The 17,682-nt window shown below is 34.6% G+C and carries 16 protein-coding genes; 9 read left to right on the top strand and 7 right to left on the bottom strand.

Annotated features, from left to right (window positions below):
* Positions 1-112: 112 nt before the first annotated feature.
* The 3 genes from PQ463_RS00655 to PQ463_RS00645 all read right to left on the bottom strand — a co-directional run bounded on the left by PQ463_RS00655 (position 113) and on the right by PQ463_RS00645 (position 2,987).
* Positions 113-1,507 carry a DUF5723 family protein gene (locus PQ463_RS00655; RefSeq protein WP_274255828.1) on the bottom strand — a complete coding sequence of 465 codons (1,395 nt, stop codon included), beginning with the start codon at positions 1,505-1,507 and terminating at the stop codon, positions 113-115.
* Positions 1,504-2,052 carry a hypothetical protein gene (locus tag PQ463_RS00650; RefSeq protein WP_274255827.1) on the bottom strand — a complete coding sequence of 183 codons (549 nt, stop codon included), beginning with the start codon at positions 2,050-2,052 and terminating at the stop codon, positions 1,504-1,506. The genes PQ463_RS00655 and PQ463_RS00650 overlap by 4 nt, the downstream gene beginning before the upstream one ends.
* Before the next feature lie 68 nt (positions 2,053-2,120).
* Complete coding sequence (locus tag PQ463_RS00645) at positions 2,121-2,987, bottom strand: hydroxymethylglutaryl-CoA lyase (protein WP_274255826.1); 867 nt, start codon at positions 2,985-2,987, stop codon at positions 2,121-2,123.
* 210 nt (positions 2,988-3,197) lie between these two features.
* On the opposite strand from PQ463_RS00645, the gene PQ463_RS00640 reads away from it, so the two are divergent.
* Together PQ463_RS00640 and PQ463_RS00635 are read left to right on the top strand one after the other, a co-directional pair.
* A complete protein-coding gene (locus PQ463_RS00640; RefSeq protein ID WP_274255825.1) occupies positions 3,198-3,809 on the top strand; it encodes a SatD family protein in 612 nt (203 codons plus the stop codon).
* Positions 3,806-4,513, top strand: coding sequence for a DUF3307 domain-containing protein (locus PQ463_RS00635; protein ID WP_274255824.1), 708 nt, complete (start codon positions 3,806-3,808; stop codon positions 4,511-4,513). Before PQ463_RS00640 ends, PQ463_RS00635 begins: the two co-directional genes overlap by 4 nt.
* Here the strand turns inward: PQ463_RS00635 and PQ463_RS00630 are convergent.
* Positions 4,508-5,542, bottom strand: a complete 1,035-nt coding sequence (locus tag PQ463_RS00630; protein ID WP_274255823.1) for a quinone-dependent dihydroorotate dehydrogenase — start codon at positions 5,540-5,542, stop codon at positions 4,508-4,510. The two genes, PQ463_RS00635 and PQ463_RS00630, sit on opposite strands and share 6 nt — an antisense overlap.
* 391 nt (positions 5,543-5,933) lie before the next feature.
* Between PQ463_RS00630 and PQ463_RS00625 the strand changes: the two genes are divergently transcribed.
* The 7 genes from PQ463_RS00625 to PQ463_RS00595 all read left to right on the top strand — a co-directional run bounded on the left by PQ463_RS00625 (position 5,934) and on the right by PQ463_RS00595 (position 14,577).
* Complete coding sequence (locus PQ463_RS00625; protein WP_274255822.1) at positions 5,934-8,369, top strand: arylsulfatase; 2,436 nt, start codon at positions 5,934-5,936, stop codon at positions 8,367-8,369.
* 93 nt (positions 8,370-8,462) lie between these two features.
* Positions 8,463-9,041 carry a hypothetical protein gene (locus PQ463_RS00620; RefSeq protein ID WP_274255821.1) on the top strand — a complete coding sequence of 193 codons (579 nt, stop codon included), beginning with the start codon at positions 8,463-8,465 and terminating at the stop codon, positions 9,039-9,041.
* Positions 9,042-9,061: 20 nt separating this feature from the next.
* Positions 9,062-10,282, top strand: coding sequence for an OprO/OprP family phosphate-selective porin (locus PQ463_RS00615; RefSeq protein WP_274255820.1), 1,221 nt, complete (start codon positions 9,062-9,064; stop codon positions 10,280-10,282).
* A gap of 72 nt (positions 10,283-10,354) precedes the next feature.
* Positions 10,355-11,353 carry a DUF6515 family protein gene (locus PQ463_RS00610; RefSeq protein ID WP_274255819.1) on the top strand — a complete coding sequence of 333 codons (999 nt, stop codon included), beginning with the start codon at positions 10,355-10,357 and terminating at the stop codon, positions 11,351-11,353.
* Between the two features lie 102 nt (positions 11,354-11,455).
* On the top strand, positions 11,456-12,595 hold the full coding sequence (locus PQ463_RS00605) for a formylglycine-generating enzyme family protein (RefSeq protein ID WP_274255818.1): 1,140 nt from the start codon (positions 11,456-11,458) through the stop codon (positions 12,593-12,595).
* A gap of 117 nt (positions 12,596-12,712) precedes the next feature.
* A complete protein-coding gene (pepT, locus tag PQ463_RS00600) occupies positions 12,713-13,990 on the top strand; it encodes a peptidase T (RefSeq protein ID WP_274255817.1) in 1,278 nt (425 codons plus the stop codon).
* Positions 13,990-14,577, top strand: a complete 588-nt coding sequence (locus PQ463_RS00595; RefSeq protein ID WP_274255816.1) for a YdeI/OmpD-associated family protein — start codon at positions 13,990-13,992, stop codon at positions 14,575-14,577. Before pepT ends, PQ463_RS00595 begins: the two co-directional genes overlap by 1 nt.
* 344 nt (positions 14,578-14,921) lie before the next feature.
* Here the strand turns inward: PQ463_RS00595 and yajC are convergent, their stop codons facing one another.
* From yajC to PQ463_RS00580, 3 genes are all read right to left on the bottom strand, one after another.
* Complete coding sequence (gene yajC / locus PQ463_RS00590) at positions 14,922-15,197, bottom strand: preprotein translocase subunit YajC (RefSeq protein WP_012024270.1); 276 nt, start codon at positions 15,195-15,197, stop codon at positions 14,922-14,924.
* Positions 15,198-15,277: 80 nt separating this feature from the next.
* Positions 15,278-16,189, bottom strand: a complete 912-nt coding sequence (gene nusB / locus PQ463_RS00585) for a transcription antitermination factor NusB (RefSeq protein WP_198856845.1) — start codon at positions 16,187-16,189, stop codon at positions 15,278-15,280.
* 286 nt (positions 16,190-16,475) lie between these two features.
* A complete protein-coding gene (locus tag PQ463_RS00580; protein ID WP_274255815.1) occupies positions 16,476-17,582 on the bottom strand; it encodes a Glu/Leu/Phe/Val family dehydrogenase in 1,107 nt (368 codons plus the stop codon).
* Positions 17,583-17,682: the final 100 nt, after the last annotated feature.

Here is a 17,682-nt window from a genome sequence, read left to right as displayed (position 1 = left end):
CAGGAAAAGTCTTTCAAATTAAATTCCAATTTTTTAAATTCCAAATTCCAAGTTAGAACGAAAAAAAAGCTTCGCTTTTTTTGGAATTTGGAATTTGAAAAATTGAATATTTCTATTCCTTGTCTTGAAAAACAAAATTGATTCCGAGTTGAAATGCCGCACTACTAGCTTTGGAGATATCTTTATATTCTAAAACATTATTGACCAGAGCATAAATATTTACTGGACCAATTGTTCCTGCAAGACCTAAACCAATATTTGTACTTGAAAAAGTATCTAAGGTATAAGTGGCTTTAAAATCTAATTTCCTAAAAATATTTCTTCTGTAAAAAGCTGTTAAGGCAAATAAAGGTGTTCGAGGTGCAGTCATTGCAAAAAGCTGTGCTCCTACCGCATTTTTATAATATGTATTAAGTTTTCCATGACAATTACATTCGTCATCTGGACGCGCTTCACCAAACGAATATTGAATGGAAGAATAAAACTTCGTCGGACGCCAAGTTGTATACTTATTATAAAGTGTATCTCTTGGTATAGCTTTGTCAAATTCGTCAAATACATTTTCTGGATCATCTGAACCTAAGAAATCAGGATTAGCACCATTGTATTGGTAAGTACCTTTGTAAGTAAGGGTTTCTATGTCTTTAGTCTGTCTTACAAAACCCAAATCTATAATACTCGCCGTTAGCTGCAAATTGTCTTTTATATAATAGGTAATTCCTGCATCGACGCCAAAACCTAGACTTCCTTTAAAGAAGGTATTATTGGCAATATCACGCGCTATATTTCCTTCGTACTCATCTTTAGTGAAACTTGCAATTCCAGAGGTTTTTAGTTCTAAATTGGAAGAAATAACCTGATTGTAAAGGTTTGGAGTTCCGGGCTCTTGTCCTGTATAAATGTATCCTGAATTTTTTGTTGAAGTAGCATTTGCACCGCTTGAATAAATTTTGGCACGTCCTCCATAAACAAATTTATCATTGACTTTTTTATGGAAACCAACATGAAATACAGAAAGCACTTCGGCTTTCATGTTTAAATCACCCAAATTAAATGATTTTCCAATATAATCTCTATTTCCGTTTAAGGCCAGTAAAGCTAAATCTTTTGGAACAAACATAAAGAAATCAAATTCCTGATATAAGCCGAAAGAAACATACGAACGGCTTTCTCTTCCTCCAATTCTGAATCCGCCCGAAAATAATTCAAGTTGCTGATTGGTCACAACTTTATCATTGCTAGAAGATTTATTGACTACATCTCTCACTTTTTGATTAAAATCGACTCCATTATTTGAAAACAAATCATAAGCTGAGAAACTGCTGGAACCTACATTTGCTGAAATTCCAGATAAAACTGGAAATCCGAAATAATATTTATACGAAACATCAGCTCCCGGATTTACAAGTGAAGATTGCGGAATTGAAGTAAAATTATATAACAACTCTCTGTTTTGGGCAAAACAAGAAAGATGAAAAAACAAGCAAAGGATTAGCGTTTTTCTCATTCAATTTCTAAATAAGCAGTTGCACTTGATCTTAATTTTAAATCTCCTAGACTCTCACTATTCAATGGAGACCCAGCTGCAATTATTACCACAAAGCCAATCTTTTGGGTCTGTTTTAAAAGATCTAATCGCGCATTTTCAAAAACTTCTGTAGGGTATTTTATAACATTTGGTGTTCCTTTATAAGATGGAACTGCGAAAGATAATGTCTGCAAGACCTTATTCTCTGCATTAAGCAAAAGCATGTTTATAACAAAAGAACGATTTATAGTATTCTCAATTTCAAAATCAAACTCAGCTTTTTTAAGACGTTCATTAAAAAATTTATTTTTAAAAATATCAAAGTCTCTTACGTCTGGATAGACATTTGTACCTCCATCATCTACAAGTTTGTTTGCCGGAATATCAAAATAAGCTAGGTTTGCCACAAATACTGGCTCTAGCTTAAAATCGTTTATCTGATCAAAATCTAAATCGCTTGAACAAGACAGAAAAAAAACTGCAGCAAACAATATTGAGATTTTTTGTATGAGATTTCGTTTCATTTTAATTTTATTAGCATAAATAAAAACGCTTTTTTACGTAAGATATTACTTATGTATTTAAATATTTTTTAATGAAACTTTCCGAACAATTTCGAAGCTTCATTATAAGCACTTTCAAAACTAAGAGAATTAAGTCCTGTTATTTTTTTATTGGCTGTAAAATAGGAAACCAGTTTTTCTGTCGGCATATTTCCTGTGAGTTTATCGGTTGCCATTGGGCAGCCTCCAAAGCCCTGAATAGCACCATCAAAGCGAGTACAGCCTGCTTTTGCAGCCGCATCGATTTTTTCGAACCAGCTTTCTGGCGTTGTATGCAAATGAGCACCAAATTCAATTTCAGGATATTTCGGAATTAAATCTGAAAACAAATACGTGATTACCTCTGGCGTAGAAGTTCCAACAGTATCAGAAAGCGAAAGAATTTTCACGCCCATTCCAGCCAGTTTTTCGGTCCACTCGCCTACAATTTCTACATTCCACGGGTCTCCGTATGGATTTCCGAAACCCATTGAAAGGTATGTTACAACTTCTTTGTTTTTCTTATCGGCCACTTCAAGGATTTCTTCGAGCGTAACTAGAGATTCTGCAATAGTTTTATGTGTATTACGCATCTGAAAGTTCTCAGAAATAGAAAATGGAAAACCTAGATACTGAATCTGTGCATAATCTGCAGCAGTTATCGCGCCTTGCGTGTTGGCAATAATAGAAAGCAGTTTGCTTGTCGTTTGCGAAAGGTCTAATTGTGCCAAAACCTCAGCAGTATCCTGCATTTGCGGAATAGCTTTTGGAGAAACAAAACTTCCAAAATCAATTGTATCAAAGCCTACTCGCAGCAAAGCTTGTATGTAGGTAACTTTATTTTTGGTTGGAATAAAATCCTTAATGCCTTGCATGGCATCTCGAGGACATTCGATGATTTTGATTTCTTTACTCAAAGCTTATTCTTTTGTAAGGCTAAGTTAGTTCCTTTTTTAATGAAATAAAAGATAATTTTAGCACAAACAAATTTATTAATGAATATTGTAATAATCACTTTTATTACCAAAAAACGTAATAAATTAAAATATTACCAAAAAACGTAATAATTATTTTTATTCCTTATATTTGTAATATAAAATTTATAATTTTTTAATTATATTTGAGTTATGACTAGTGTAATTACAGGTGACATAATTGGTTCAAGACAGCAATCTGAACATTGGGTTGAAGATTTAAAGAAAATCTTAGCTCCCTTCGGCCATACTCCAAGTCAATGGGAGGTATATCGTGGAGATGAATTTCAAATAGAAGTTCGCAATCCCGAAGATGCGTTGTTAGCGACTATTTTGATAAAAGCACATTTAAGAGCCATAAAGTCTGATGCTCGAATGAGCATTGGTTTTGGAGATAAAACGCACAATGCTGAAAGAATATCTGAAAGCAATGGTTCTGCTTTTATACACTCGGGCGAACTTTTTGAAACTTTAAAAAAGCAAAAAGTTACTCTGGCTATGCGAACAGGAGATACTGATTTGGATGAAAAACTGAATTTAATGCTCCAATTAGCATTGACTTTTATGGACAGCTGGCTGGTGCAATCGGCAGAATTTGTAGCTGTTGCAATTGAAAATCCAACTTTGTCACAAGAAGAATTAGGGCAAAAACTAGGCATTAATCAAGCTGCCGTCAGCCGAAGACAAAAACGCGCTCAGTTTGATTTGGTAATGAATTTAGATCGATATTTTAGAAAACAAATAAAACAACTTACAGCCCCATGATTTTATTTACAAAACTGTTTCTCGCTCATTTATTTGGTGATTTTATCTGGCAGCCCAATTCTTGGGTCGCCAATAAAGAACTCAAAAAACACAAAAGTGTTTATTTGTATATTCATATTTTACTGCACGGAGTTTTAGCAGCAGTTTTAGTGGGCGAAATCAATTTTATCCCTTATGCAGCTTTAATCGCTGTTACGCACGGCACTATCGATTTAATCAAACTGCATTTCCAGAAAGACAAAACCAAACGTATTTGGTTTGTTCTAGATCAGATTGCACATATTCTTGTTTTAATTGGCATAGTGTTGCTTTATGAAAACAAAACCATAATCAACTTTTGGCAAAACAATACCTTCTGGATTCTCATTACCGCAATTTTACTGCTAACTAAACCTACCTCAATTTTTATAAAAACCATAATTTCAATATGGGCTCCTGAAAGCAAAAACAGCCATCAGGATAATTCTCTGATAGCTGCTGGAAATTATATTGGTATTTTAGAACGCTTATTTGTTTTCGGTTTTATTTTAACCGGACATTTTGAGGCAATCGGTTTTTTGCTGGCCGCTAAATCTATTTTTAGATTCGGAGATTTAAAAGAAGCCAAAGACAGAAAATTGACCGAATATGTAATGATTGGAACCTTAATCAGTTTTGGAATTGCAATACTTGTCGGATTAACTGTTCAAGCGCTGCTTTTATAATTGCTCTAAAACTTTTTTGTTGATTGCTTTTATCAAAGCTGGCCCTTCATAGATAAAACCAGTGTATAATTGCACCAAACTGGCACCTGCATTTAGTTTTTCAATTGCATCATCGGCAGAATGAATTCCTCCTACTCCAATAATAGGGAACGCTTTATTGCTTTTTTCTGAAAGAAAACGAATTACTTCTGTAGAGCGTTTTGTTAATGGTTTTCCAGACAAACCTCCTGTTTCTGTTTGGTTAGCAGACTGTAAACCTTCTCTTGAAATAGTTGTGTTTGTCGCGATTACACCTGCAATTTGAGTTGTTTTTACAATGTCAATAATATCCAATAATTGCTCATCTGTTAAATCTGGAGCAATTTTTAAAAGAATTGGTTTTACTTTTTGAGTGCTTGTTTTTTGCTTTTCAACATTTCTGTTCTGTAAAGTCTGCAATAAAGCCGTTAATGGTTCTTTATCTTGCAGTGCTCTCAAATTTGGTGTATTTGGCGAACTCACATTCACTACAAAATAATCTACATGATTAAAAAGTGCATCAAAACAAATGATATAATCTTTTACGGCATCATCGTTATCAGTCACTTTATTTTTTCCGATATTTCCTCCAATCAAAACACCTGAGTTCTTTTTCAGACGTTCTACAGCTTCTAGAACTCCACCATTATTAAAACCCATTCGGTTAATAATCGCTTGGTCTTCTTTTAGACGGAATAAACGCTTTTTCGGATTTCCTTCTTGTCCCACTGGCGTTACAGTTCCAATTTCGATAAAACCAAAACCAAAATCACCTAGTTCTTTATACAACTTAGCATCTTTATCAAAACCAGCCGCAAGTCCAACTGGATTTTTGAATTTAATTCCAAAAACTTCTCTTTCTAGTCGAGTGTCTTTTACTTCATAAATTGATCTTATAATTGCCGAAACTCCAGGGATTTTTGAAATGAATTTTACAAATGAGAAAGTAAAGTAATGTACTTTTTCAGGATCAAAACAAAAAAGTATCGGACGAATTATCAATTTATACATAAGAGTTGTGTTGTTGTTATTTTGGCTGCAAATTTAAATATTATAGTTTAAAAAGGTGTCTTTTTTACAAAAACAAATAACTGATCTTTTGTTTAATTATTTCATTCATAATCCAAACAATTCCAAAAACTGATAAAGACTAATACTACAAAAACCTCTTTTTTGTGTTTCAAGTTATAAAATGAAACCAGTTAAGTTGGTTCAGAAACAGCTTCCAAGCTTATAATATTTAAATTTGAGTGATTACATTTCAAAATTTTAAAAACTATAAGCCAGTAAAAATATTTCAATTCAGAGAAGACTAAAATTCGATTTTTTTCAGATTATTTTTTATACACAAAGTTCAACAAAGTGTCCCGCACAAGATCAATAATAATAAATAACTTAAATCATGAAAGTCAGTAAACAATTCATCCTGAAAAGTATTTTCACCCTGCTATTTTGCCTTTCATTAGGCTTAACCTCGAAATTAGCCGCTCAGGCAGATCCTCAGAAAGTAACTAAAGAAAATTTCCATGGTGTCATCGAACTTGATATTAGAAATTCAAAACCAGACTGGAAGCCCTACACAAAAAAAGCAGCTCCAGAAGGTGCACCAAACGTATTGTTTATCTTATACGATGACACAGGACAGGCTGCCTGGTCTCCTTATGGAGGAGCCATAAACATGCCAACACTACAAAAATTAGCAGACAATGGTATTACCTACACCCAATGGCATACTACAGCATTATGTTCGCCAACCCGTTCTACTTTATTAACTGGTCGTAACCACCACTTAAACGGTATGGCATCCATCACCGAAACTACAGATGGTTATCCTGGAGCAAACGGACAAATCCCAGCTCAGTGTGCTACAATTGGTCAAGTATTACAACAAGCAGGATGGAGTACTTTCTGGATTGGAAAAAACCACAACGTACCGGAACAAGACGTTTCTTCTGGAGGTTCCAAAGCACAATGGCCAACCCAAATGGGCTTTGACCGCTATTACGGATTCATAGGAGGCGAAACCAACCAATGGTATCCTGATTTAATAGAAGACAACCACTTTATTGAGGCACCTTATACTCCTGAAGAGGGCTATCACTTATCTAAAGATTTAGCCGATAAAGCCATTGAATACATCAAAGACCAAAAAGCCACCAATCCTTCTAAACCATGGTATATGTGGTATTGCCCTGGAGCAAACCATGCACCACACCATGCACCAGAAGAGTACATTGCTAAATACAAAGGAAAATTTGATACTGGTTACGATGCTTATCGCGAATGGGTATTACCTCGTATGATTGCTAAAGGAATTGTACCTAAAGGAACTAAAAACACCGATTTCAATTTCTTACCTCCTAATATTGCTAATCCTGGTGATTATGTAAAACCTTGGAATACACTAAGCGCTGATGAGAAAAAATTATTCTCAAAACTAGCCGAAGTATATGCCGGTTTCTCCGAATACACTGATGCTCAAGTAGGACGTGTTATTGAGTATTTAGAAAAAACAGGTCAGTTAGAAAATACTGTAGTTCTTTATGCTGCCGATAATGGTGCTTCAGGTGAAGGTTCTCCATCTGGATCTGTAAACGAAAACAAATTCTTTAACGGCTATCCTGATGAATTATCTGAAAATTTAAAATATTTGGATAAACTAGGAGGTCCAGATACTTACGAGCATTATCCTACTGGTTGGGCGGCGGCTTTCTCTGCTCCTTACAAAATGTTTAAACGCTACAGTAATTATGCAGGAGGAACTTGTGATGCATTAGTAATTTCATGGCCAAAAGGAATTAAAGCCAGAGGCGAAATCCGTAATCAATACCACCATTCTACTGACATTGTACCAACAATTTTAGACATCTGTGGTTTAGAAATGCCTACTAAATATAATGGCGTAGATCAATATCCATTATCTGGAGTTTCAATGAAATACTCGTTTGATGCTAAACCAGATGCTCCTACTCAAAAACACATACAGTACTATACAATGTTGGGGACTCGTGCCATTTGGAAAGACGGTTGGAAAGCAGTTGCTGTACACGTACCACTTACGGGTAAAAGTAACTTTGACAAAGACGAATGGGAATTGTACAATGTAGATGTGGACAGAGCTGAGTCAAACAATTTGGCTAAAAAGTACCCTGAAAAATTAAAAGAACTTAAAGATGCTTGGTTTGACGAAGCGGCTAAAAATTTAGTTTTACCTCTAGACGACCGTTCTCCTATGGAATTATTAAGCACGGAACGTCCTTCTCAAGAAAAACCAAAAACTCGTTACATTTACTACCCTGGAACTGCTGCTGTACCAGAAGGTGTAGCAGTAAACGTACGTGGTCGTTCATACAAAATTGTAGGTGATGTAGATATTAAATCGGGAGCTTCAGGAGTAGTTTTTGCTCACGGATCTCGCTTTGGAGGACACTCTTTATTCATCAAAGACAATAAATTATACTATGTTTATAATTTCTTAGGAATTCAGCCAGAACAAACTTTTGTTTCATCGGCTACCTTAACTCCTGGTAAACATGCCTTAGGATTTGAGTTTGTAAGAGAAAGTACTGGTAAAAACGGAGAACAAATTGGTACAGGTCATTTATACATTGATGGCAAAGAAGTAGCCAAAGGTCCTATGAAAACACAACCAGGTAAATTCACACTTTCTGGTGATGGTCTTTGTGTAGGATTCGATAGTGGCGACGCTGTAAGTCATCAATACAAATCACCAGGTACTTTTAAAGGTGGAGAAATCTTAGGTGTTGGTGTTGATATTAGCGAACAAAGCTATGAAGATCTTAATAAAGAAGCTTTAAGAATTATGAAAAGCGAGTAGTCTTATAGAAAAATAAAATTAAAGAGGTATTTATATACTGAAAAAAGTAAATAAAATACCTCTTTTTTATTAAAGATTAAAAACTAAATCACAATGACTAGTACAAGCCATCTTAAAAAAACACTTTTTCTAACAGCTCTTTTGTACTTAATCATTCAAAACAAAATTTCAGCTCAGGAAAACGAAGAAAAAGAATTCAAATCGCATCATCAAATTGGATTATCGATTAATCATGTTCATGTTTTTGAAGGTCGTGATGACGAAGGAAATCGGGAAACTTTAACCCTTCCTGCTTGGGGGATAGATTATACATTTCAGTTTCATGAAAAATGGGCAATTGGTCTTCATACTGATTTTATTATGGAAAAATATAAAGTCGAAAAAGTATACGTTAGTGAAAAAGACAAAGAAACCGTAGAAAGAAGTTATCCTATTGCCCCTGCCCTTATGGGAATTTACAAACCAAACGAAAATTGGAGTTTTCTTTTAGGTTTTGGAGGTGAATTTGCCAAAGAAGAAGATTTTTTCTTAACCCGAGCTGGTGTAGAATATGGCTACGAACTCCCTAAAGGATGGGAAGTTTTTGGCACTATGAGTTACGACTTTAAATGGAATGCCTATGACAGCTGGGGAATCGGTTTAGGAATTGCAAAAAACTTTGGAGGAAAATAATTTATAAACCTATTGATCTTATGCGCAGCTCAAATAAATCAAATCGTATTTCTAAACACCTACTCTTTATTTTCCTTTTGTTGATTGGTTTTAAAGGATTTTCGCAACAAGAAAAAGACACTACCAAACTAATGAATGTTCGTTATGGCAGTAAAGGAATTGAACTGGAAACCCGAGACAAAAAATTTCTGTTTCAACTAGCAAGCCGTCTTCAGTTTCGCTTTTCAACACCAAATGATACAGATCCATTGACTTACGATGATTATAGCCAAGATGCTAAAACCACTTTCAAAATAAACCGTGCCAGATTAAAAGTCGGCGGTCATGCTTTTGAACCTTGGCTTAAATATTATTGGGAATATGAATTGAGTCAATCTAATTTGCTTGACTTCAGAATAATGATCGAAAAATGGGATTGGCTGAGTTTTAAAGTGGGACAATGGAAAACAGAATTTACCCGCGAGCGCTTTATTAGCAGTGGTGAACAACAAATGGTAGATCGATCCTTAATCAACCGCCCTTTTACCGTTGACCGACAATTAGGAGCCGAAGTTTATGGTCATTTAAAAGGAGCCGGAATTGCCGATTTTAATTATTGGGCCGCAGCATTAACAGGAACAGGACGCGGAAGCACTTCAAACGATGATAATCACTTAATGTATTTTGGAAGAGCACAATGGAATTTCCTAGGCAGATTTCTTGATTTTGAAGGCTGTGATTTAGAATTTCACGAAAAACCAACTCCAATTATTGCCTTTTCTGCTGTAACCAATCGAAGTCCGTATACACGATTTTCGCAAGCTGGAGGAGGTTCTTTAGACGGATTTGAAGATGGATTACCAGGTCAATATAGAGTTAATCAATGGAACTTAGAAAGTGCTTTTATGTATCGCGGCTTTTCTTGGCAAAGCGAATGGCATACCAAAGAAATTATTGACAAATACAATAACAATGATATGACAGTAATGAAAGGCTATTATGTTCAAGCTGGATATTTCTTTCATAATGTTTTTGACTGGTGGCCAAAACATTTAGAAATGGCCGGCCGTCATGCAGGCTACAGACCTGATAATTCTATAAGAGAAAATAGACAAGAAGAATCTACATTGGCTTTTAACTGGTTTTTCAACGGACACAAAAATAAATTGACTTCAGAGGTAAGTTACTTTAGTTTTCAAGACAAAACACTTCCGCTACAACAAGGCTGGCGTTTTAGAATACAATGGGATATCTCATTATAATTCAAACTTTTAATTCATTAATTCAAAACGAACATTTTTTTTCATAACTTTAAATCACATAAATTACTGAATATGAAAAGTATATCGAAAACAGTAAAAAAACTGGCACTTCTAATGTGTTTAACTGGAGCTTTTTTATTTATTTCTGTTGACAGCTTAGCGCAGCGTCATCGAGGTGGCGGAGGTGGCGGCGGATTTAACAGAGGCGGTGGCGGAGCAGCTACACACACTCGTCAGGCTAGACCTGCTACACAGTCCAGACCAAATGTGTCAAGACCAAGTACAACTAGACCTACTGCAACGACTAGACCAGGAGCCAACAATTCTGGCACTCAAATAACTAGACCTGCAAACAATTCTAACAGAAACAACGCTGTAAATAGAAACAATACAGTAAATCGAAATAATACTGTCAATCGAAACAATGTAGGCAATAGAAACACCAACATAAGTGGCAATACCGTTAACAGAAACAGAAATAATGTCAATATTAATGTTAACAATAGTGTTCATGTTCGAAATAATCGAAATACAGTAGTTCGTCCAGGATATAGACCATATACACGTCCACCTTATGTGTATGGTGGTTACAGATATAATTGCTATCATCCCTATTATCCGCGTCCTTATGTACCATTTTACTGGGGACCAGTTTGGCATCCTTGGGGATTTTTCGTAGCAACTCTAGCAACTACAGCAATTATTGTAAGCGTGCAAAACGAAAAGTATCACTACGATCAAGGAGTTTGGTATACCTCGACCAATGGCGGTTATACAGCAGTTCCTGCACCAGTTGGAGGTACTGTAAACAATATTCCTAGTGGAGCAGAAACGGTAAATACCGGAACGGTAAACAATTACTATTACGGCGGAACCTATTATGAAAAAGATGGCGGGAAATATACTGTAGTTGCTCCTACAGCAGGAACAATAGTAGATAATTTACCTGAAGGCGGAGAAGAAGTGACAATTGGTGATGCTAAATATGTAAAATTTGGAGAAACCTATTATCAACCCGTACAGATTGATGGAAAAAACAAGTACGAAGTAGTTTCGGTTGAGAAAGAATAATTTAATTTTATTAATTCTATAAAATTACTATACTTATAAAAGTAATTTTCCCTAATTTTATACCTGCTATTGATAACCATTATAAGCTCAAATAAATAAACCATGAAAAACAAAACCTTTTGGATTTTTGCATTACTCACATTATCCATTATTTCAATCGCTTACAGCTATACTAGATTTACAAATAAGGAAGAAAAAGCAGAAAAAACAGTTGCAGAATGTCATGAAATTCCAAGCAATGCAGAATCTGAATTCAAGCCAACTGTTGAAAATAAATTTAAACCAACAGAAAAAGCCCCGAAAGGCATGGTTTGGATTCCTGGTGGCGAATTTTCTATGGGAACTAATGTTGAAGATGAAAGTCTATGTAGCATTAAAGGCGTGACAAAAGATGCAGCTCCAATTCACAGAGTTTATGTAGATGGCTATTATATGGACGAAACTGAAGTAACTAATGAAGAATTTGAAAAATTTGTAAAAGCAACTGGTTATGTTACTGTTGCTGAACAAAAACCAACTAAAGAAGAATTTCCAACGGCAAACGAGGAAGATTTAGTAACAGGTTCTGTAGTCTTCACTCCTACACCATCAGCAGTTAATTTGAACAATTTCTTGCAATGGTGGCGTTACGAACCAGGTGCAGATTGGAGACATCCAGAAGGCCCACAAAGCACCATTATAGGAAAAGAAAAATATCCTGTTGTACATGTTGTTTACGAAGATGCTGCGGCTTATGCAAAATGGGCTGGAAAAAGACTTCCGACTGAAGCTGAATGGGAATTTGCCGCAAGAGGTGGAAAAACTGGAAATTTATACGCTTGGGGAAATGATTTAAAACCAAAAGGAAAATTTCAGGCTAACATCTACCAAGGCCATTTTCCAATTAAAGACGGTGATACTGGAGAAGACGGATTTAAAGGAATTGCCCCAACCAAACAATACGCTCCAAATGCATACGGATTATATGATATCGCTGGAAATGTATGGGAATGGGTAAACGATTGGTACAGCGTAGATTATTACAAATCATTAGCAGAAAGCGGTAAAGTGACAAAAAATCCACAGGGACCGAGTGCATATTATGATCCTAGCGATCCGTCTGAAATAAAAAGAGTTCACCGTGGAGGTTCTTTCTTATGCACCGATCAATACTGTACTCGTTATATGGTTGGAACAAGAGGAAAAGGTGAAATCAGATCTGCCGCAAACCACGTTGGTTTTAGATGCGTAAAAAGTAAATAACAAACTCAAAATACCAAAAAGGGATTCAAAATTGAATCCCTTTTTTATTAATTCAGATATTGAAAGCTAAATTTCCTAGCAGAAAAATTTTTCTATATTTGCTAAAAATTCAAAAAAATGCAACATATCATAGATCGCTTTATCAGTTATGTAACGATTGATACGGAATCGGATCCAAATTCACAAACAACCCCGAGCACACAAAAACAATGGAATCTTGCCAATAAACTAGTTGACGAACTAAAAGCAATTGGTCTTGAAGATGTAACCATAGATGACAAAGCGTATATCATGGCAACACTTCCGAGCAATGTTGATCATGAAGTACCAACAATTGGTTTTGTTTCTCACTTTGACACTTCTCCAGATTTTAGCGGAGCTAATGTTAAACCTCAAATCGTTGAAAATTACGACGGAAAAGATATCGTACTGAACGCTGAAAAAAACATTGTTTTATCTCCAGATTACTTCAAAGATTTATTACAATATAAAGGACAAACCATCATTACAACTGACGGAACAACACTATTAGGCGCTGATGATAAAGCTGGAATTACTGAAATTGTTTCGGCAATGGAATACCTAATCCAACATCCGGAAATTAAACACGGAAAAATCAGAATCGGTTTTACTCCAGATGAAGAAATTGGTCGTGGGGCACATCATTTTGATGTAGAAAAATTTGGAGCACAATGGGCTTACACTATGGATGGAAGTCAGATTGGCGAATTAGAATACGAAAATTTTAACGCTGCTGGAGCAAAAATTACTTTTAAAGGAAAAAGCGTTCATCCAGGTTATGCCAAAGGAAAAATGATCAATTCTATGCTTTTGGCAAATGATTTTATCAACGAACTTCCAAAAGGCGAAACTCCTCAAGAAACTAGAGGTTACGAGGGCTTCTTTCACGTACATCATATCAAAGGAAATATAGAAGAAACAGTTTTAGAACTGATTATTCGTGATCACAACAGAAAGAAATTCGAAAAAAGAAAAGAATTGATTCATAAACTGACAAAACAATTCAACAAGAAATTTGCAAAGAAATTTGGAGAAGATATTGTAATTGCTCAAGTTAAAGATCAATATTACAATATGAAAGAAAAGGTTCTACCTGTAAAATATATTGTAGACATTGCCGAAAAAGCAATGAGAGAATTAAACATCAAACCAATCATAAAACCTATTCGTGGCGGAACGGACGGTTCTCAATTATCGTTTATGGGATTACCTTGTCCGAACATTTTTGCGGGCGGACATAATTTCCACGGAAAATACGAATATGTTCCAGCTGAAAGCATTCAGAAAGCAACTGATGTTATTGTAAAAATTGCTGAATTAACTGCAATTCCAGGAATTTTTGACGCACCAGAAAAATCTAAGAAAAGAAAATAATGGAATCAAAATCCGAAAATAAAGGCATTTGGAAATACGGCGATCAATGGGAAGAAGAATTGCTTTTCCTAAAATCGATTATTGACAAAACTGAACTGACTGAAACCACAAAATGGGGCGGTCCAGTTTATGTTTACGAGAAGAAAAACGTAATTGGCCTTGGCGGATTTAAAGATTATTTTGCAATATGGTTTTTTAATGGTGTTTTCTTAAAAGACAAGAAAAAGAAACTCATTAACGCTCAAGAAGAAGTCACAAAATCTTTGCGTCAATGGCGTTTTACTTCTAAAGATCAAGTAAACGAAAAAGAAGTTTTAGAATATATTTACGAAGCGATTGAAAACGAAAAACAAGGTAAAGTCATAAAACCTGCAAAAAAAGAAGCAATAGTTTCAGAACTTCTAAATGCAGAAATGGCTAAAAATCCAGATTTAAAAGAAGCTTTCGCGAAGTTTTCTCCTTACAAACAATATGAGTTTTTAGAATATATTGAAACGGCTAAACAGGAAAAAACCAAACTTTCGAGAATCGAAAAAGTGATTCCGATGATTTTGGCTAATGTTGGACTCAACGATAAATACAGATAGTTTAAATTCCAATATTTAAAATCCAAATTCCAAAACCATACGAAAACCTTTGTCAAAGTTTAAAACCTTGACAAAGGTTTTTTTATAATAGAAAAATATCATCTGGTAAACTAGTCCGTGGTTTCAACCACGGGGACACAATCATTATCATAATCACAATCCTTATTCCCATAGTTGAAACCACGGGCTATATTTTCATACAATGAATTAAAGTCTTTGCGGAGCTACTTGCGAAGATTTCTCTCTTCGTTCGAAATGACAAAACTGCAGTATTCAGTTAAAAACGAAAAAAAATCCCAAACTCCTTTTGGAATTTGGGATTTTTAAAATATTGCAATTTAAAATTAAGCTTTCTTATTCAAAGCAGCGCTCAATTCTAAAGAGATAGCAGAACGCTCTAATTTTAATTTTCCAGACATCGTTTCGATTACAACTGTAGTTTCTGCTAATTCAGCGATTTTACCGTGGAAACCACTTTTTGTTACTATTTTGTCACCTACTTTTAGGCTGCTTTCAAATTCTTTTTCGTTTTTAGCTCTTTTTTGTTGTGGTCTGATCATAAAGAAATAGATTACCACAAACATTAAAAGAAATGGCGCAAATTGAGATAATTGTCCCATAATTTAAATTTGTTTTTGATTTATATTTAATATTCTTTTTTTTTTGGAATTTGGAATTTAAAAATTGATTATTTTAAATCTTACATTAACCCTCTTCCTACTTTTACCATCTTTTTGTTGGCAGTCAGTTCCTTAACCAGATTGTCTAAAATTCCGTTGATAAAAATACTACTTTTTGGTGTAGAATACTCTTTTGCAATTTCTAAATATTCGTTAAGAGTTACTTTTACTGGAATTGATGGAAATTTAACAAACTCGCAAATAGCCATTTTTAAGATAATTGTATCAATTTCAGCAATACGATCACTATCCCAATTTGGCGTTTTATCTTCGTATTCTTTTGCAAAAGCCGTTTCGTTTAGAATTGTTCTTCTAAACAAATCTTTAGCAAAATCTTTATCTTCAACATCTTTATACAATTTTGGCACTCTAAAATCGTCTGGATCTTCTGTTTTAATTGCTTTCAATTGTTTAACGATATGAGTATTTACAACCGGAATATCATCAACCCAAGTTAATTTATCATCCTCCAAATATTCATATAATTTTTCATTTGGTACAATAACATTTTCAAACAAATCAATAATAAATTGTCTGTCTTCTTCAAACGTATTGACGTTATTGCTCATGTATTTTTTGTAGATATCGCTTGCTTTAACATCATTTAAAAGCAAAATGATATAATCATCGTTTAAAGACCAGTTATTGATTTTACGATTTTCTAAAGCAATGCTAAGAGAATTACTTTCTGCTAAAAGCTGAAAGATTTTGTTTTTGATGAACTTTTCGTTCGGATTACGTTCTGCCGCAGTAGCAAGGTGTTTTTTACTTGACAGATGCAAATAGACAGCTTCTTTTTTGCAAATTTCTATCAATGAAGAAAGCATTATAAGATATAAGTCCTGAATATTGTCAATGCTGTAGAAAAGAAATTTCTCTTCTTTTTCCATGTTATCAGAACCGCTTTGGTGCATTGCATAAATGGATTGCATTACTTTAACGCGTATGTGTCTTCTATTTACCACCTTGTAAGAACATTTAAAAATTAGTCTGCAAAAGTATAACTTTAAAGGCGTATTTTAAAATTAATTCGTAAAAAAGTCGTCATTTTAGTGGTCAGTTTTCAGAATTTAGTGGTCAGTCTCTATTTATAGTCGTCAGTGATCAGTGTTTAGTGAGCAGTACCAAACATGCGCAAAAAAAATCTCAGTTACAGAATAAACTGCAAACTGAGACTTTAAGACTGAACACTTAAGAAAGTGAACACTGAACACTTAATTACTTCTTAGCGTTCTCGATTCTTCTTTGATCGATACGATTTTGAGCAATTGTAAGTGCCGCTTTATGAGTTGTAATATTGTTTTTAGCAGCAAAATCTATAATTTCTAACGTTGTGTTATAGATATTTTCTGTTTTGCTCATGATTTCAGCTTTACCGTAGTTAGCTAATTCAGCATAAACATTGATGATTCCACCAGCATTGATCAAGAAATCTGGAGCATATAAAATTCCTCTTTCTTGCAATCTTGCTCCGTGAACATTCTCATCAGCCAATTGATTGTTTGCTGCACCTGCAATAACTTTAGCTTTAATTTTATCTACTGTATTATCATTTATTGTTGCTCCCATCGCACACGGCGCATAGATATCAACATCTGCAGTATATAAATCTTCACCAGTATAAATTGTTGCATTGTATTTTGAAGCAACTTGAAATAATTTTTCTTCGTTGATATCAGAAATAGTTACCTGCGCTCCTTCTTTAGTTAAATATTCAACCAAAGTTTCACCTACGTGCCCAATTCCTTGTACCAAAACTTTTTTACCGTCTAAAACATCAGTACCAAACTGACTTTTAGCTGCCGCTTTCATACCTAAATAAACTCCGTAAGCAGTAATTGGAGAAGGGTTTCCAGAACCACCTCTTTCTTCAGAAATACCCGTAACATAAGGCGTTACGTCTCTTACTGTATCCATGTCTTTAGTTTCCATTCCGACATCTTCTGCAGTAATATATCTTCCGCTAAGTGAGTGAACGAATTCACCAAACTTACGCATTAATTCAGGTGTTTTTTGAGTTTTAGCATCACCAATAATTACAGCTTTACCTCCACCAATATTTAGTCCAGTAATAGCAGATTTAAACGTCATACCTCTAGAAAGGCGTAAAACATCGTTTAAAGCTTCCCATTCTGTGTTATAATTCCACATTCTGGTTCCTCCCAAAGCTGGCCCCATAACCGAATTATGAATACCAATAATTGCTTTTAAACCTGTATCTTTGTCATTGCAAAATACAATTTGTTCGTGATCGTCAAAAGATAATTGACCAAAAACAGGATCCATTTTTTGAAGTTCCTTTCCAGTTGCGAAAGTTGCATCCATAGCGCTAGTATTAATTAGGTTAAAATTATGAATTTGTCAAAAAGACATCTCAAACATAATTAAAAAATACACATGCGCTAATTTTTTGTCTTTAAAATAA

Source organism: Flavobacterium sp. KACC 22763 (assembly GCF_028736155.1).
GTDB lineage: Bacteria > Bacteroidota > Bacteroidia > Flavobacteriales > Flavobacteriaceae > Flavobacterium.
Note: the sequence above shows the minus strand (reverse complement) of the source record. Positions and strands in the feature narration are given on the sequence as shown.